The 16,156-nt window shown below is 62.9% G+C and carries 15 protein-coding genes; 9 read left to right on the forward strand and 6 right to left on the reverse strand.

What is annotated here, in order from left to right; translation table 11 throughout:
• The first annotated feature begins 101 nt into the window (after nucleotides 1-101).
• Entirely contained in the window at nucleotides 102-1,625 is a 1,524-nt protein-coding gene (locus tag AC0L2M_RS22270) for a sigma-54-dependent transcriptional regulator (RefSeq protein ID WP_287253738.1), read from the forward strand.
• A 396-nt stretch (nucleotides 1,626-2,021) separates the two neighbouring features.
• The gene (gene mepK, locus AC0L2M_RS22275) at nucleotides 2,022-3,908 is read left to right on the forward strand and encodes a peptidoglycan L,D-endopeptidase MepK (RefSeq protein ID WP_128168882.1); all 1,887 of its coding nucleotides are present in this window, start codon (nucleotides 2,022-2,024) and stop codon (nucleotides 3,906-3,908) included.
• A 152-nt stretch (nucleotides 3,909-4,060) separates the two neighbouring features.
• On the opposite strand, the gene AC0L2M_RS22280 is transcribed toward mepK, so the two are convergent.
• Complete coding sequence (locus tag AC0L2M_RS22280) at nucleotides 4,061-4,699, reverse strand: 2-dehydro-3-deoxy-phosphogluconate aldolase (protein WP_287240497.1); 639 nt, start codon at nucleotides 4,697-4,699, stop codon at nucleotides 4,061-4,063.
• A gap of 190 nt (nucleotides 4,700-4,889) precedes the next feature.
• Here AC0L2M_RS22280 and trhO point away from each other — a divergent pair, with 190 nt between their 5' ends.
• The 3 genes from trhO (at nucleotide 4,890) to AC0L2M_RS22295 (ending at nucleotide 7,847) form a co-directional block, all read left to right on the forward strand.
• Nucleotides 4,890-5,813, forward strand: coding sequence for an oxygen-dependent tRNA uridine(34) hydroxylase TrhO (gene trhO / locus AC0L2M_RS22285; RefSeq protein WP_287240496.1), 924 nt, complete (start codon nucleotides 4,890-4,892; stop codon nucleotides 5,811-5,813).
• A gap of 247 nt (nucleotides 5,814-6,060) precedes the next feature.
• Complete coding sequence (locus AC0L2M_RS22290) at nucleotides 6,061-6,813, forward strand: tellurite resistance TerB family protein (RefSeq protein WP_287240494.1); 753 nt, start codon at nucleotides 6,061-6,063, stop codon at nucleotides 6,811-6,813.
• Nucleotides 6,814-7,091: 278 nt separating this feature from the next.
• On the forward strand, nucleotides 7,092-7,847 hold the full coding sequence (locus AC0L2M_RS22295) for an SDR family oxidoreductase (RefSeq protein ID WP_473535908.1): 756 nt from the start codon (nucleotides 7,092-7,094) through the stop codon (nucleotides 7,845-7,847).
• A gap of 192 nt (nucleotides 7,848-8,039) precedes the next feature.
• On the opposite strand, the gene AC0L2M_RS22300 is transcribed toward AC0L2M_RS22295, so the two are convergent.
• Together AC0L2M_RS22300 and AC0L2M_RS22305 are read right to left on the reverse strand one after the other, a co-directional pair.
• Nucleotides 8,040-8,420, reverse strand: coding sequence for a YciI family protein (locus tag AC0L2M_RS22300; protein ID WP_023798044.1), 381 nt, complete (start codon nucleotides 8,418-8,420; stop codon nucleotides 8,040-8,042).
• A 34-nt stretch (nucleotides 8,421-8,454) separates the two neighbouring features.
• The gene (locus AC0L2M_RS22305) at nucleotides 8,455-9,639 is read right to left on the reverse strand and encodes a pyridoxal phosphate-dependent aminotransferase (protein ID WP_287074593.1); all 1,185 of its coding nucleotides are present in this window, start codon (nucleotides 9,637-9,639) and stop codon (nucleotides 8,455-8,457) included.
• An 83-nt stretch (nucleotides 9,640-9,722) separates the two neighbouring features.
• Here AC0L2M_RS22305 and AC0L2M_RS22310 point away from each other — a divergent pair, with 83 nt between their 5' ends.
• From AC0L2M_RS22310 to denD, 4 genes are all read left to right on the forward strand, one after another.
• The gene (locus tag AC0L2M_RS22310; RefSeq protein WP_473535909.1) at nucleotides 9,723-10,406 is read left to right on the forward strand and encodes a GNAT family N-acetyltransferase; all 684 of its coding nucleotides are present in this window, start codon (nucleotides 9,723-9,725) and stop codon (nucleotides 10,404-10,406) included.
• A 186-nt stretch (nucleotides 10,407-10,592) separates the two neighbouring features.
• Nucleotides 10,593-11,570 carry a cation diffusion facilitator family transporter gene (locus tag AC0L2M_RS22315; RefSeq protein ID WP_473535910.1) on the forward strand — a complete coding sequence of 326 codons (978 nt, stop codon included), beginning with the start codon at nucleotides 10,593-10,595 and terminating at the stop codon, nucleotides 11,568-11,570.
• 63 nt (nucleotides 11,571-11,633) lie between these two features.
• Entirely contained in the window at nucleotides 11,634-11,840 is a 207-nt protein-coding gene (locus tag AC0L2M_RS22320) for a hypothetical protein (protein WP_027153224.1), read from the forward strand.
• A 1-nt stretch (nucleotide 11,841) separates the two neighbouring features.
• On the forward strand, nucleotides 11,842-12,819 hold the full coding sequence (gene denD / locus AC0L2M_RS22325; RefSeq protein ID WP_473535911.1) for a D-erythronate dehydrogenase: 978 nt from the start codon (nucleotides 11,842-11,844) through the stop codon (nucleotides 12,817-12,819).
• Nucleotides 12,820-13,092: 273 nt separating this feature from the next.
• Here the strand turns inward: denD and AC0L2M_RS22330 are convergent, their stop codons facing one another.
• The 3 genes from AC0L2M_RS22330 to AC0L2M_RS22340 form a co-directional block, all read right to left on the reverse strand.
• On the reverse strand, nucleotides 13,093-13,863 hold the full coding sequence (locus AC0L2M_RS22330) for a transposase (RefSeq protein WP_287286474.1): 771 nt from the start codon (nucleotides 13,861-13,863) through the stop codon (nucleotides 13,093-13,095).
• 480 nt (nucleotides 13,864-14,343) lie between these two features.
• On the reverse strand, nucleotides 14,344-15,423 hold the full coding sequence (locus AC0L2M_RS22335) for a nickel/cobalt transporter (RefSeq protein ID WP_473535956.1): 1,080 nt from the start codon (nucleotides 15,421-15,423) through the stop codon (nucleotides 14,344-14,346).
• 58 nt (nucleotides 15,424-15,481) lie between these two features.
• Complete coding sequence (locus AC0L2M_RS22340) at nucleotides 15,482-16,150, reverse strand: DUF1007 family protein (protein WP_023798037.1); 669 nt, start codon at nucleotides 16,148-16,150, stop codon at nucleotides 15,482-15,484.
• Nucleotides 16,151-16,156 lie beyond the last annotated feature (6 nt).

Below are 16,156 nucleotides of genomic sequence, written 5' to 3' on the forward strand. Positions count from 1 at the left end.
TGAAATCTTATTTAGAACCCTGTGCCAGGATGATCCATAGGGTTCCCCATTGGGTGGGCACAGTGGGGTGGGCATATTGGGCGAGCATCGTTGAACCAGTCATGACAGGTTCCATACTCATAGTCGATGACGATCCCGTGCAGCGCAGGCTGCTCGAGGCGGCGGTGACGAAATTCGGCCACAGCGCGATCATCACGGATGGCGGCGAGGCCGGTCTCGATGCGCTCGACGGGCCCAAGGCGCGCGACGTGTCGGTGGTCATCCTCGACCTCGTCATGCCGGGCCTCGACGGCATCGGCGTGCTGAAGGCGATGCGTGAGCGCGGCATCCAGGTTCCGGTCATCGTGCAAACCGCCCAGGGTGGCATCGAAACCGTCGTTTCGGCCATGCGTCACGGTGCTTTCGATTTCGTCGTCAAGCCGGCATCTCCCGACAGGCTGCAGGCATCGATCGGCAACGCGCTCAAAGTCGAGGCGGTCGAGGGGGAAGTGAAGCGCACGTCGCGGCGGCGCGGCGGCCATCTGACCTTCAAGGACATGATCACGCACAGCCCGGCGATGGACCGGGTGATCCGTCTCGGCCAGAAGGCGGCCGCGTCCAACATCCCGATCCTTATCGAAGGCGAATCCGGGGTAGGCAAGGAGCTGGTGGCGCGCGCCATCCAGGGCAGCGGCGATCGCCGCTCCAAACCGTTCGTTACCGTCAATTGCGGCGCCATCCCCGACAATCTGGTCGAATCGATCCTGTTCGGCCACGAGAAGGGCTCGTTCACCGGCGCCACCGAAAAACACACCGGCAAGTTCGTCGAGGCGCATTCGGGCACGCTCTTCCTCGACGAGATCGGCGACCTGCCGCTCGACGTGCAGGTCAAGCTGCTGCGCGCCGTGCAGGACGGTGAGGTCGATCCGGTCGGCGGGCGTTCGACCGTCAGGGTCGACATCAGGCTGATCTCGGCGACACACCGCAATCTTCTGCAGCAGGTCAAGGACGGCAAGTTCCGCGAGGATCTGTTCTACCGCCTGAACGTCTATCCGATCTTCGTGCCGCCGCTGCGCGACCGTCGCGACGACATTCCATATTTGGTCGAGCATTTTCTGGACAAGGTTGCGCCCACCGGTCCACGTCATCGCCTGCACGGCATTTCGGCTGCGGCGCTCGCCATGCTGCAGGCCTACGACTGGCCGGGAAACATCCGCCAGCTGGAAAACGCCGTCTTCCGGGCCTCGGTGCTTTGCGAAGGCGATCTGCTGACGGAAGAGGAGTTTCCGCAGATCCGGGCGCAGGTCGAGGGCACCGTCAACCTCGATGCGCATGGCGCGTTGCCCGCGTTGCCTTTGGTCACCGAGCCGCTTGGCGAGGATAACGGCATCGCTGTAGCCGAGCTCGATCCGCCAGCCAGGCCGCAGCCTCGCTTCGGCACGCTGCGGGCGCTGGACGAACGCGGCAATGTGCGGGCGCTGGCCGAAGTCGAACTCGAAATGATCAAGCTCGCCATCGACCATTATAGCGGCCAGATGAGCGAAGTTGCCCGCCGCCTCGGCATCGGCCGCTCGACGCTCTACAGGAAGCTCAAGGAATATGGCATCGATCCGGATACGGGCCGTATCGACCGCCTTGCTTCTTGACAAGGCAACTCTGGCTGACAAAGGCAGCCCGGACCAGCTTGCCAGCCCGGCATCAGGACAATCGACAGTCGTCGAATCGGGCGTGACGCGGTCGGGCGACGCGCTTGCCGGCAGTGTTCACGCATTGAGGCGTCTGGTAACAGATCGTGTTCAGGCAAAGCCCAAAACATGATCTAAACCAGCAGTTTACCAAGAAACCCCGTGCAATATTTTTGACGGGATATCGCCACGGTGTTACCGCATTTCGGCTTCAATAAGCGATGATTAACCATTAGGATCGATATTCGGATGTGAACACCACCGCATCCGTTGGTCAAATCCGGGGACAAACGGCAGCCTGCAAGGCCTTTTGATTTGAACAAAGTCGAACGACACACAAACGGGCGGCACTATCACATGAGCGCCTGGCCGAGATGGCTGGCAGCGGTGATTCTCGCCTTTGGCTTCCTTACAGCGGCTGCGACCGGCGCCAGCGCCCAGACACGTTCGCTGAAACTCTACAACCTGCACACCAAAGAGAAGGCGGAGATCGTCTTCAAGCGCGGCGGCCGCTACGATCAGGCGGGTCTGAAAAAGATCAACGTCATCCTGCGCGACTGGCGCCGCAACGAGCCGACCAAGATGGATCCGCGCCTGCTCGACCTGGTCTGGGAGGCTTACCGGCAGAGCGGCGCCCGCGACTACATCCAGGTCGTGTGCGGTTATCGCTCGTCGTCGACGAACTCGATGCTGCGCAGCCGCAGCAGGGGCGTTGCCAAGAAAAGCCAGCATACGCTCGGCAAGGCCATGGACTTCTACATTCCCGGCGTGCCGCTGAAGAAACTGCGCGACATCGGTCTGCGGATGCAGGGCGGTGGCGTCGGTTATTATCCGAGGTCCGGCTCGCCCTTTGTCCACATGGATGTCGGCAATGTGCGGCACTGGCCTGGCATCAGCCGCCAGGAACTGGCGCGCGTGTTCCCCAACGGCAAGACGCTGCATGTGCCGAGCGACGGCAAGCCGCTGCCCGGCTATTCACAGGCGCTCGCCTCGTACAAGGCGCGCAAGGGCGCCGGCGCTCCCGCCATCGAAATGGCCAGCGCAGGTGGAGGTGCCAAAAGATCCGGCGGTCTGCTGGCGGCTTTATTCGGCGGCGGTGAAGACGAGGCCGATGACAGCGCCGATGTGGTGGCCGCGCCAACGCCGAAGTCAACAAATGTGAAGCCGGCGAGCGTGAAGCTGGCGAACGCCAAGCCGGCGCCGGCCGCCAGGAACAGCAAGCTTCCGGGCATTGCCATCGTATCGCCTGAGGATGCGAAGCGCGCCGAGATTCCGCAAATCGCCGATGCGCCTGCTCCGGAACCGGAGGAGGACACGCCGGAAACGATCATCGCGGCGCTGCCGGCGCGTAGCGTGCCGCTGCCCGATTTCGCCCCGCGTCCGAAGGCCGATGTCGCTCAGCCGCCCGAAAACGTTCCGTTCGGCGTGGCGGATGCCACCGCCACCGCCGAACAGGCGGTGACGACCGCGCAAGCGCCGGCGAACGCTCCCTTCGGCATGGCCGAACCGTCCGTTGTCGCCGATGTGGCGCAGGTTGCCGCCAACAACATTCCGTTGCCGAGCTGGCGCCCCAATCACTCGTTGCCGGCCGACCTTGCAGCGGCCGACCTTGCGCCGCAGGACAAGGCTGTGCTTCTGGCGCTGGCGGATACCGCCGGGCACGGCAAGACCGCTACCGATGTGTTCTCGGTGCTGCCGTCGGCTCGGCCCGATCTGGCCCAGCCCGAATTGGCCCAGCCTGACCAGGTCCAGTCTGCCGCAGTCCAGTCTGACGCGGTCAAAGCCGTCCTTGAACGGGTCAGCGCAACCGACGAATACCAGGTCGCTTCGCTCTCCCAGCCAAGCGCGGTCCTCGGTGAGCTGGCGAAGGGCAATGCCGCATCGCCGCGTGAGGCTGTCTTTGCCCGCCCGGCTGGCTCCGATCCGGCCGCGGCGATCGGCACGGGTGTGAAGACCACCCGCAAGGCAGCCAGGGCAACCGCCCGTGACCTGAAGCCTGGTCCCAAGTCCGTGGTAGTCGCCGCCGAGCCGACGGCGGCGCGCTGGGCGTTGAACAGCGGCGAGAATGTCGCCACCGTCTCCAGCGCGACGACGGCGCAGCGCTACGCCTACAATATCGTGCACACGCCCCCAACCGAAGTCTATACCGTGGGCTTCCAGGCGGACGATCAGTTGGCCGACGCCAACCGGTTCACCGGCAATGCCGTCAAGTTCCTGTCGGTCGCCCGCTTCAGGACCGAGTAGCGGATCGACCAACCAATAAAAAAGCCGCGCCGGTAACCCGCGCGGCTTTTTTATGGATGTCGTTATCGCAAAACCGCTGCACGCCCTCGGGTCAGGCCCGAGGGCATGCTTTTGCGCGGCATGCATTGGTCTGCTTGGGGTGAGAGTTGTCTCTATCGCCCGAGCTTGCTCGCGGCGCGCGCCAGGGCTTCGATTTCGTCCCATTTGCCGGCCTTGACCAAATCGTCCGGCGCCACCCAGGAGCCGCCGACGCAGATGACGTTGGGCAGGCTCAGATAGTCGCTGGCGTTCTTGTCGGTGATGCCGCCGGTCGGGCAGAATTGGACATCGGCGAGCGGCGAGGCGAATGCCTTGAGCGAGGCAATGCCGCCCGACTGTTCTGCCGGGAAGAATTTCAGGAAGCGCAGGCCTGCCTCGCGGGCGGCCATGATCTCACCGGGCGTGATGGCGCCGGGCAGCAACGGAACGTCGCTGTCCTTCGCCGCCGCCAGAAGCTCGCGGGTGATGCCGGGGCTGACGATGAACTTCGATCCGGCTGCCGCCGCCTCGTCGAACTGGCGGGCCTCCAGAATGGTGCCGGCGCCGACGATGGCGTCCTCGATCTCGCTTGCCACGAGCCGGATCGCCTCCAGCGCATCAGCGGTCCGCAGCGTGATCTCGATCGCCGGCAGGCCGCCGCGCGCCAGCGCGCGCGCCAGCGGCACGGCATCAGCGAGATTGGCGATCTTCAGCACCGGGATAACCGGTTGGCCGTTGAGGAGCGACAGGAGCTTTTCGGTCTTGCTGGGCATTTGTCTCTCTCCGGTATTGATCCGTTCAATCGGTTAGCAGAAGGCCGGTTTTCTGTCCACGAAGCGAAGCGTGTCGCGATGTCACGCGCTGCCGGCAAGTCCGTCAGACCGGCCGTCAAGGCCGCCAAGGAGAGGCTGCTCCGCGCGCCGGCCTTGAATTGGCTTTCATGAGCGTTTAGTGGCTTCGGCGATGACACTGCCCAATCAAGCCCTGCGCGTTGCCGCGCTCTACAGGTTTGCCCGGCTCGACGACTTCGAGGCGTTGCGCGCGCCGCTCGCCGCCTTTTGCTGCGGACGCGGTATCAAGGGCACGCTGCTGCTGGCGCATGAGGGCATCAACGGCACGGTCGCCGGCAGCGAAGCTGACATTGCCGCGCTCATCGATCATCTCGAATCCATCGAAGGTCTCGCCGGTCTCGAGGTCAAGTACAGCAGCGCCGCGCAGATGCCGTTTCACCGCATGAAGGTGCGGCTGAAGCGCGAGATCGTCACCATGGGTGTTGGGGATCTCGATCCGGCGGCAAGCGCCGGCACCTACGTCGCACCGGCCGACTGGAACGCGCTGATCTCGGATGTGGAAACGATCGTCATCGACACGCGCAACGCCTACGAGGTATCGATCGGCACGTTCAAGGGAGCGGTCGATCCCGCGACAACGAGCTTTCGCGAATTCCCGGCCTGGGTCGAGCAGCATCGGGCCGAACTCGTCGGCCGGAGGGTGGCCATGTTCTGCACCGGCGGCATACGCTGCGAGAAGGCAACGGCCTATGTGAAGTCGCTCGGCTTCGAGGATGTGTTCCATCTCAAGGGCGGTATCCTGAAATATCTCGAAGAGGTGCCCGCCGAGCAAAGCCTCTGGCAGGGCGAGTGCTTCGTCTTCGACGAACGCGTCTCGGTGTCGCACGGCTTGGTCGAGGGTGAGGCCGAACTTTGCCGCGCCTGCCGGCATCCGCTGACCGGGCAGGACCTGCTGTCGTCGAAATACGCCGCCGGCATCTCATGCCCGCATTGCTACGATGCCCGTTCCCGCGAGGATCGCGCCCGCTACGCCGAGCGTCAACGCCAGGTCGAGCTGGCGCAAGTGCAAGGCAGGGCTCCGCACATTGGACGTTAAAGCGACGTGCGTCGGCTTGGACGCACAAAGTGCGCTCTAACACTTTGAATCCATAAATCGTGCTTTTCGAAAATCGATTCCGATCTTCGGTCCAACGCGTTGAACAAGGCGGATCCTGAGATCATCTCGTTTGTGCCATCACCGGCAAAGCGCCCATCCGTCATTGTAATGTCCATATGCGGGGCCTACCTGTTCAACGTCCGAAAACCTGCCCGGCGCTTTCGGCCGGCCAATTCTGGAGGCATTGATGTTCGATCCCAAGAAGCTCCTCAACGATCTGCTCGGCTCGCAAATTCCCGGAACCGGATCGACCGTGCGCGACAGAGGGGGCCAGGCGGTGCAAATGGCCAAGGACAATCCGCTGGCCGCTGGCGCGCTGGCCGCGGTGCTGCTCGGAACCGGCGCTGGCCGTCAGGTCGCCGGCACGGCGGTGAAGCTCGGCGGCCTGGCCGTCGTCGGCGGCCTCGCCTACAAGGCCTACCAGAACTACAAGAACGGCAAGGCGCCGGCTGAAACGCAAGTTGCCGGTGAACCGGAATTGCTGCCGCCGCCCGCCGACACCAGCTTTCATCCCTCGCAAGCGCCGCAAGGCGAGGACGAATTCACGCTGACGCTGGTGCGCGCGATGATTTCGGCGGCGAAGGCCGACGGCCATATCGATGACGACGAACGGCAAAAGATCGCCGGCAAGCTCAGTCTCGCGGGCATCGACTCCGACGCGGAGAAATTCCTGTTGTCGGAACTGGAAAGACCGCTCGACCTGGATACGTTGGTCGCCGGCGCCCAAACCGACGCCCAGAAGCTCGAGCTCTACACCGCCTCGCGCCTCGCCATCGATCCGAATACACGTGCCGAACGCGGCTATCTCGATCTGCTCGCCGGCCGCCTCAGCTTGCCCGATGCACTGCTCGACCATGTCGAGGCGACGGTGTCGGCGGCAAAAGTGCCGGCGCCAGAGGTGCCGGGATCGGGCAAGGCAACCGCCAATTCGCGCTGGTAGACTTCAGGGCCGCGGAGAGCGGGAATCCGGCGTCCTTTCGCGTTAATGTCTCGTTTACCCAGGAAGCGCATGATTTTAAGCAGTCGGATCGGCTTTCCTCCTCCCAGCCGGTTCAGATCAGGGCGGCCGCCAATGGCCGCCCTTTTTGTCGCAGCCGGTTAGCGCATGAGCCGAAATCGGAATCGATTTTTGGAAGCGATCATGCGCAAATTCAAAATCGCTCAAAGTCATGGTGCTATAGCGTCCTTGCGGGCATGCGGCGCTATAGGAGGACAGTTATGACAGAATACAAAACAGCCATCGTCACTGGCGCCGGCACGGGCATCGGCAAAGCCGTCGCCACGGCGCTGCTCAGGGCCGGCTGGAATACGGTGTTCTGCGGACGCCGCAAGCCGGTGCTGAACAAGGCAATCGCTGATGCCGGATCGACACAAGCCAAGGCGCTGGCGGTCGCCTGCGACATCAGCAAGGCCGACCAGGTCGACGATCTGTTCGAGACGGTGGCGGCGGCTTTCGGTCGTGTCGACCTGCTCTTCAACAATGCCGGCACGAGCTACAAGTCGACATTGATCGACGAGATCCCCGTCGAGGTGTGGAACGAAATTGTCGGGGTCAATCTCACCGGCTCGTTCCTGTGCGCCCGCGCCGCCTTCGGCGCCATGCGCAGGCAGCAGCCGATGGGCGGCCGCATCATCAACAACGGCTCGGTGTCTGCCTACGCACCGCGTCCGGGTTCAGTGCCCTACACCGCGACCAAGCACGCCATTACCGGGCTGACCAAGACGCTGGCGCTGGACGGCCGGCCTTATGACATCGCCTGCGGCCAGATCGACATCGGCAACGCCTTGACCGACATGGCGCAGGCGATGACGGTCGGAGTACCGCAAGCCAATGGCTCCATCGCCGCCGAAGCGGTGATGGATGTCCAGCAGGTCGCCAATGCCGTCCTCCATATGGCCAGCCTGCCGCTCGACGCCAACGTGCTGTTCATGACCGTGATGGCGACGAAGATGCCGTATGTCGGGCGAGGGTGAGCGGCCGGTTCGCGTAAGCGAATTCATCGTGCCACTGGCACGATGAAAGGCTGGCGAACGCCGGGGGGACCCGGCCGGACGGCGTTCAATTTTGGCTAATGCATGTCGCGCAAAAGTGCGCAGCGGTTTTGCGATAACGACATGCATAAAACAAGAACTAAAGCGCGTCGCATCCTTCAAACGCGATGCGCTTTAGGACTGCGTCACCGAAAGCGGCACGCCCGGAAGATATAGCGAAATAGGGCGGATTTCGTAGACGGCCGTCGGATTGACACGGCGAAAGTCGCGCGCAATCGCGATCGCGGCGTCGCGCGTGGCGCAGTCGACGACGTATAGTCCCAACAATTGCTCCTTGGTCTCGGCGAAGGGTCCGTCAATGACCATTCCGGCGCCCGGCCCGCGCAAGGTGCACGCGTCTTGGGTCGCCCCGAGCCGCGCCGCCGGGCCGAGGCTGCCATCCCGGTAAAGCCGTTCGTGGATATTGAGCAGGTCGGCCATCAGCGCCGCGTCCTCCTCCGGCGTCAGCGCCGTGATCACTTCTTCCACGTGATAGGCAAGGATGGCATAGAACATCTGACATCTCCTTTCGTCGGTCGCGTACCCGCCCTCACTTGCCCAGAAACGCCTTGATCCGTTCCAGCGCGCGCAGGATGTTCTCTTCGGAATTGGCGTAGGACAGCCTGATATAGCCTTCACCGAGAACGCCGAAATCAGGTCCGCCGATCAGCGCCACGCCGGCATCCTCAAGCAAAGCCGAGGCGAGTTTCTTGGCCTTCCAACCAGTTTTTGAGACATTAGGGAAGGCATAGAAAGCACCTTTCGGCGTGATGCAGGAAACGCCTGGTAAGGCGTTCAAGCCTTCGACCACGACGTTCCTGCGGCGGTCGAAGGCGCGCATCATCTTGTCGACGTCGTCCTGCGGACCGTCGATGGCCGCGATGCCGGCATACTGGCTCGGCGCATTGACGCAGGACCAGCAATTGACCGCCAGCTTGCGCACCTTGTCGTAGAGGTGGGCGCCCTTGTCGCCGTTCGGCCAGATCGACCAGCCCATGCGCCAGCCGGTCATCGCCCAGGTCTTCGACCAGCCGTTGAGCACGATCAGTCGGTCGCGGATTTCGGGGAAATTGAGCAGCGAGAAGTGCGTCTCGCCGTCATAGGTCATCACGTCGTAGATCTCGTCGGAGAGGATGGCGACGTCCGGGTGCGCTTCCAGCCCCTTGACCAGCTTCTCGATCTCGGCGCGCGGGGTGACCCCGCCGGTCGGGTTGGCCGGCGAGTTGAGGATGAGCAGCCTGGTCTTCGGCGTGATCAGCGCCAGCGTCTCCTGCGCCGAGAAGGCAAAGCCGTTCTCCTCGCGCATCGGCACCGGTATCGGAGCAGCACCGGTGAACTCGATCATCGAGCGATAGATGGGAAAGCCGGGATCGGGATAGAGGATCTCGGCGCCCGGTTCGCCGAACATCAGGATAGCGGCGAACATGGTCGGCTTGCCGCCGGGCAGGATCATCACCGCCTCGGGCGACACCTCGACGCCGGTTGTGGTCAGCGTGCGGCGCACCACCGCTTCGCGTGTCGCCAGCAGGCCGTTGGCCGGCGTATAGCCGTGGTGGCCGTCACGCAGCGCCTTGATTGCGGCTTCGACGATGTGCTGCGGCGTCTTGAAGTCGGGCTGGCCGATGCCGAGATTGACGATATCGCGGCCCTGATGGGCGAGCGCGGTGGCACGAGCCAGCACCGCAAAGGCGTTTTCCTCGCCGAGACGATCGAAGGCCGAAATCGTGTGGAGCATTTTTCCCGTCCCTGTGGTTCTTTCACCGAGCGAGCGTTTTTGTGAGCGTCCTTTCGCAAAAGTCAAACGGATTGGAGCTTTGGGTGTCGGAAAATCTCAAGAATTGGCAACCGCGCCCGTGGCCGGAACGCAAGGTGCTGGAGGGGCGCACTGTCAGGCTTGAGCCGCTGAGCTCCGAAAAGCATGGCGACGGCCTTTTCGAGGCGTCGTCGGTGCCTGATGTCGACGGCCGCTTCGCTTGGCTGCCCGATTATCCGCCGCAGACCCGCGCCGCCTTCCAGCCGTGGCTGGACAAGGCCGAAGCCAGCGAGGACCCGCTGTTCTTCACCGTCATCGACAAGGCCAGCGGCAAGGTCGCCGGACGCCAGACGCTGATGCGCATCGACCCTGCCTATGGCGTTATCGAGATCGGCAACATCTATTGGGGTCCGCTGATCTCGCGCAAGCCGGCGGCGACGGAAGCGCAATTCCTGTTCATGAAATACATCTTCGAGCTTGGCTATCGCCGCTACGAATGGAAATGCAACAACCGCAACGAGCCGTCGAAGCGCGCGGCGGAGCGTTTCGGCTTCAAGTTCGAGGGCATTTTCCGGCAGCATCTTGTGGTCAAGGGCGAAAACCGCGATACCGCGTGGTACTCGATCATCGACAAGGAGTGGCCGGCACTGCGTAGAGCCTATGAGGCATGGCTCGATCCGGGCAATTTCGACGGCGACGGCCGGCAGAAGCGACGGCTCGAGGATTTCCGCGCCGAGTTCGGCGCCTGACCATGACCCAGGACCACGATCCCGAAAAGTGAAGGCGAGTTTTCGGGCAAGATCGTGGTCAAACCAGAAGGACCATGATCCCGAAAAGTGGAAGCCGGTTTTCGGGCAAAGATCATGGTCAAACAAGAACACAGAGCCTCCGTCCGGATTCTGCCGGGATGGATCAGTTCTGACAGGAGTTCGCAGGTGGCGCATACCCACGACCATGGTTCGCAAGGGCATGACCGCAGCCACGGCGCCGGTCATGTGCACGGCTCGACCGACAAGAAACGCGTGCTGATCGCCGCCTGCCTGACCGCCGGCTTCATGGTCGTGGAAGCGCTTGGCGGTCTCTTGACGGGATCGCTGGCGCTGCTGGCAGATGCCGGCCACATGCTCGCCGACTGTATCGCGCTCGGGCTTGCCTGGTATGCTTTTCATCTGGCCGGCCGGCCGGCCACGGTTCGCCTCACCTACGGTTTCGGCCGGGTCAAGACGCTGGTCGCCTATACCAACGGCATCGCCATCTTCGCCATTGCGCTCTGGATCATCTATGAGGCCTGGGAACGCCTGCTGACGCCTGCGCCCGTGCTCGGCGGGCCGATGCTGGTCGTTGCGATCGCCGGCCTGCTGGTCAATATCGGCTGCTTCTTCGTGCTGCATGGCGGCGACCGCGACAGCCTGAACATGCGCGGCGCCATCCTGCACGTGCTCGGCGATCTGCTTGGCTCGGCCGCGGCGATCATGGCTGCGCTGATCATCCTGGCGACCGGCTGGACGCCTATCGATCCGATCCTGTCGGTCCTTGTCTCGCTGCTGATCCTGTCCACAGCCTGGTCGCTAATGCGTGAAGCGGCCCATGTCCTGCTCGAAGGCGTGCCGGCGAGCCTCGATCGCGACCTGATTGCCAGGGACATAGAAGGGACGGTGAACGGCGTGCGCGAGGTGCATCACATGCATGTCTGGTCGCTTGACGGGTCAAGCAACATGGCGACCTTGCATGCTTGCCTCAACGATGGCGTCGATGCCCACAAAGCGGTCAGCGCCATCAAGAAGCGGCTTGCCGCGCATGGCATTGCCCACGCCACGGTAGAACCGGAATTCGGCCATTGCGCCGATGATAAGCACGATGGCGAGCACGACCATGCGCATGATGCGGCTCCGCATCATCGCCACCATCACTGATCCCAGGAGTTCCATGGCATTGGTAACGAAGTTGATGAATCCCCGCCGTGTCAGGGCCGCGTGATGGATCGCGACACGCGCAATGCGGCGATCGGCGCACTGTGGGTGCTGCTGCTGTTCGGCATCGCCGCCTACTATTTGCCAACCGTGATGCTGGCGGTCGGCCGCGTGTCGACCATTCTTGCCGCTATTATTGCCGCTGTCTTCATGGTGGCCATTTTCGTCGTGTTTTGGCTGCGTGGCCGCAGCCAGCGCAAAAAGGATCATTGATATGCGTGTTTTGATTACCGGCGCGGCAGGCATGGTCGGCCGCAAGCTCATCGCCCGGCTGGCGAAGGATGGAACGCTCAGCGGCCGGAAGGTCGCCGCGCTCGACCTTCACGACATCGTGCCGCCGCAGGCGCCGACACTGGATGGCGTCGACGTCGCCATCCATACAGGCGATCTCGCCGCGGCGAGCGCGATGGAACGGCTGGTCGCGTCGCGCCCAGACGTGATCTTTCATCTCGCCGGCGTCGTGTCGGGCGAGGCGGAGGCCAATTTCGATCTCGGCTATCGCGTCAATCTCGACGGCACAAGGGCGCTGTTCGATGCCATAAGACTGGCGGGGTTTGCGCCGCGCGTCGTCTTCACGTCGTCGATCGCCGTGTTCGGCGCACCGTTTCCGGACATTATATCAGACGAATTCCACCCGACGCCGTTAACCTCCTACGGCACGCAGAAGCTGATGGGCGAAGCATTGCTCGCCGATTATACGCGGCGCGGCTTCTTCGATGGCATCGGCATCAGGCTGCCGACCATCTGCGTCAGGCCGGGCAAGCCCAACAAGGCGGCTTCAGGCTTTTTCTCCGGCATCATCCGCGAGCCGTTGAACGGCCAGGAAGCAATATTGCCGGTGCCGCGCTCTGTCGTACACACCCACGCCAGCCCGCGCTCGGCGGTGAATTTTCTGATCCACGCAGCAGCGATCGACGGCGACGCCGTCGGGCCGCGCCGCAATCTGACGATGCCCGGCGTCGCCGTCACGGTCGGCGAGCAGATCGAGGCCCTGGAACGCATGGCCGGCGCCAAGGCGGTGAACCTAATCCGCGAGGAGCCCGACGATACGATCTGGGCGATCGTCAAGGGCTGGCCGACACGGTTCGAGGCGCGGCGGTCGAGGGAGCTTGGCTTTGCCGCCGAAACCAGCTTCGACGACATCATCCGCGCGCATATCGAGGACGAGTTGGACGGGAAGATCGCGGGTTAGGTGTCGATATTCGGGCCAGCGGTAACACACAACGTGCCGATCTCGGCGCTGCCCTCACCTGCCCGCCGGCATCCTCTCCCCGTAAACGGCATATGCGCTAAGATAGCTTCGGCATGGACTGAAATTTGCGCTTTCGTGGTGGTTCACGCCATCGATGTCGCAAGGCATGGAGATTTTGGCGCAGGGTTGCCAAGGGAGGTTGAGCAAAGATCGCTGCGATCAGAGAGGCGACGATCTGGCGGGTAGCGCGCCACAGCAGCGGGCGTCCGTCGCTCAAGGGGGAGAGACACCCAACTCCTGCGAGAGGGGTTCGGTCACAAGCGCGATGAGGAAGTGGGCAAGAATCCAAGGCTTTGCGATCCTTGGGTCTTTGGCGGGAGGCGCGCGCAGTCCGATCAGGCTCTTCAGACGCTTGAAGGCGAGCTCGATGCGCCAGCGCATGCGATAGAGCTTGAGAACTGTGCCGGAGGGAAACTCCTCCTGGTCAAGCGAGGTCACAAGGATAACAAAGCCGGCAGCAATCAGCGTCTCCGGTTGAACCTGCTTGCCCTTGGCCTTGGCTTCCTTGTTGATTTTGCGCCGCGCTTCTTGTGTCGCGGCCTCGGATTTGCGCAAGGCGATCAGGCGCATCTTCAGGGGCTCGCCCTTCTTCTTGAGGCCCAGCCAGACAGGCGTTTCGATGACCTCCTCGCGGCAGCTCTTCAGGTGGCCGATGAGATCGAATGGCTTACCGCTGGCATCGAGCCATCGCACATTCTTCCACGCCGCACGCACGACAACGTCGCCGCCTTGCGCCATGACCTTTGCGATCCGCTCGGCCTGCAGATAGGCGCGGTCGCCGATGCGGATCTCGCCCGCCACCACCGGCACGCGGTCGATCAGCTCGGCCTCGCTCTGGTCGGTGATCTCGAGGAAATCGAACTGCTCGCGCTCAAGATCGAAGGCGCAGTGCATACGCCAAAGGCCATTGTTCTTCTTCTCATGCACACCGGCCTTGGCAACCGATGTCGCATCGAGGATGCGGATCAGCCGGCCCTTGGCCAAGCCTACCTCCTCGCGCTTCAAAAGATACCCAATCAACTGCTGCAGCCACGGCCCTGCGTTGCGCAGCCGGCTCCACGTCCGAGATGTCGGCGATCCCGCTCGCCGCCGCCCAGGCCACGACGCCCCGCATGCCCACCTTGCCAAGGCAGTAAGCCAGAGTCAGGCGCAACAGATCAGTAGCCGATCTGACGCCCGGCGGCCGCAGGAACGCCTTCGTCTCGCGAGCACTCCCCGCGATCAACTCTTCACCACCGAGAAGCTCAATCGTCTCGGCCCAGCCGTCATCTACAAGCGATTCGTGAGTCATCGCAGCGTAGAATCACAACCGATTCCCCGCTGCAACTCCTATCTTAGCGCATATGCCGTAAACGGGGCGAGGGGGCTGCCTCAACCTTGGCAATCCCCCTCTCCCCGTTTTTTACGGGGAGAGGGTAAGGGTGAGGGGCAGCGCCGACGCCCGGTAAGGGTGAAGGGACTGCTTCATCCGCCAGTCAGGCTCGCCGACAACAACAGCAACCCGAACAAAAAGACGAAGGCGGCGCCGCCGATCTCGACGATTGAATGGATGCGGTTGCCCATGCGGCCGTCGCCAGCGAAATACACCGCCCAGTTCTTGGCCGTCACCGCCAGCGTCGCCAGGATCGAGACGGTGATCGCGGTGCCGAGTGCCATCGCCAGCACCGACAGGATGCCGCCGAACCACAGCCCGTTGAGCATGGCAAAGCTCAGCACGATCAGCGCGCCCGAGCACGGCCGGATACCGACCGCGGCCACCGCAGACCAGGCAGTGCGCCAGTCGAAGCGGTCGCCGGAAAGCAGCGCCGGGTCGGGCGCGTGTGAATGTCCGCACGTCTCGCAGACATCGCCCGCCGCATGGTGATGGTGCCCGCCATGGTCATGGCGACGGTCGTGTGCGCCATGGTCATGGCTATCATGGTTATCGTGGCCGTCATGGCCATGTGCGTGAAGCGCATGCACCGAATGCGCATGTGCAGGATGGCCTGTTTGCGAATGGCCGGCATGGGCCGCCGAAAGGCTATAGGCAGGGTTCGCACCGAACAGGCGAAGGATGGCAGGGCCGGCCTTGCGCCACAAAAGCCAGGCGCCGAACAGGGTGACAAAGACAAAACTCGTGACTTCGAGGAACCATGCCGCGTCGGTCATCGATATGGTGGTGCCGCGCAGGACGAAGTAGGCGAGCATCATCACCAGGATCGCCGTCACCGCCTGCAACAGGGCCGAGACGAAGGACAGCATGATGCCGCGCCTGAGCGCGACTTCGTTCGCGACCATGTAGGACGAGATCACCGCCTTACCGTGACCGGGGCCGGCGGCATGGAAAATACCGTAGGCGAAGGACAGGCCGATAAGCAGCCACAGCTTGCTGCCGTCCTCACGCATCGCCTTCATCGCACCGGCAAGCGCGCGGTAGAATTCCTGCTGACGCAGATTGATCCACATCAGGATTTGGGCGAACGGGCCGGTGGTGGGAGCCATCCCGTCATTGGTGCCGATGCCGAGCGAGCTCTGGGCGTGGGCTGAGCCGAGGACGTGCGTCATGACAAGGGCGGCGGCTAAAAGGCCGAAAGCCAAACGCAGGGACGGTTTCGTCACCGGATTATCCTTTTGGCTGACAGTTCAGTTCAAGCTTGGTCGCAAATATCTTGCTCATATCGGTGCCTGTCGGATCATTGAAGAAGGCGTCCGTCAGGTTCTTCTGGTTCGCGGCGATCGCCTCGTCGGGGTTCGGACGAACGACCTTGCTCGTGCATGTCGACGGCAAGTCGGCGACCTGCATATTGGCATCCTCGGTGAAATCGATCGCCGTGTAGAAGGTCGGGTCATAGACGCCGATATCGATCTTGCCGGCCAGCCTGGTTGGCGCCTTGGGTTCGGATTCGAACAGGATAATGAGCTGGTCGTTGTCGAAATTCGCCATCAGCTGCGGCGGCGGGCTCATCGCCTCATCCTTGCCGTCGACGGTGACGAGCTGGAAGTAATTGAACTCCGCCAGCGAAGCGTGGACGGTGTCGGCGACTTCCTTCAGCTCCTTGTCGTCAAGCTTCAGGTCGGAATTCTTGTCGAACTCCATCATCACCGTGCTCGAAAACAAATCGTCGAAGCGCCAGACATGACGCAAGGCCTTCACGCTTTGGTGATCCGGGCTGAGGATCACTTCGAGGCGAGCCTCGGCGAAGACGTGGGGATGCACGTCGGCTGGCCCGACCGTGGCAAAAGTCGCCGCCATGGCCGAAGCCATCATGATTGCTTGCCGCTTCAGGTTCATTCTGGG

Source organism: Mesorhizobium sp. WSM4806, from assembly GCF_055811635.1.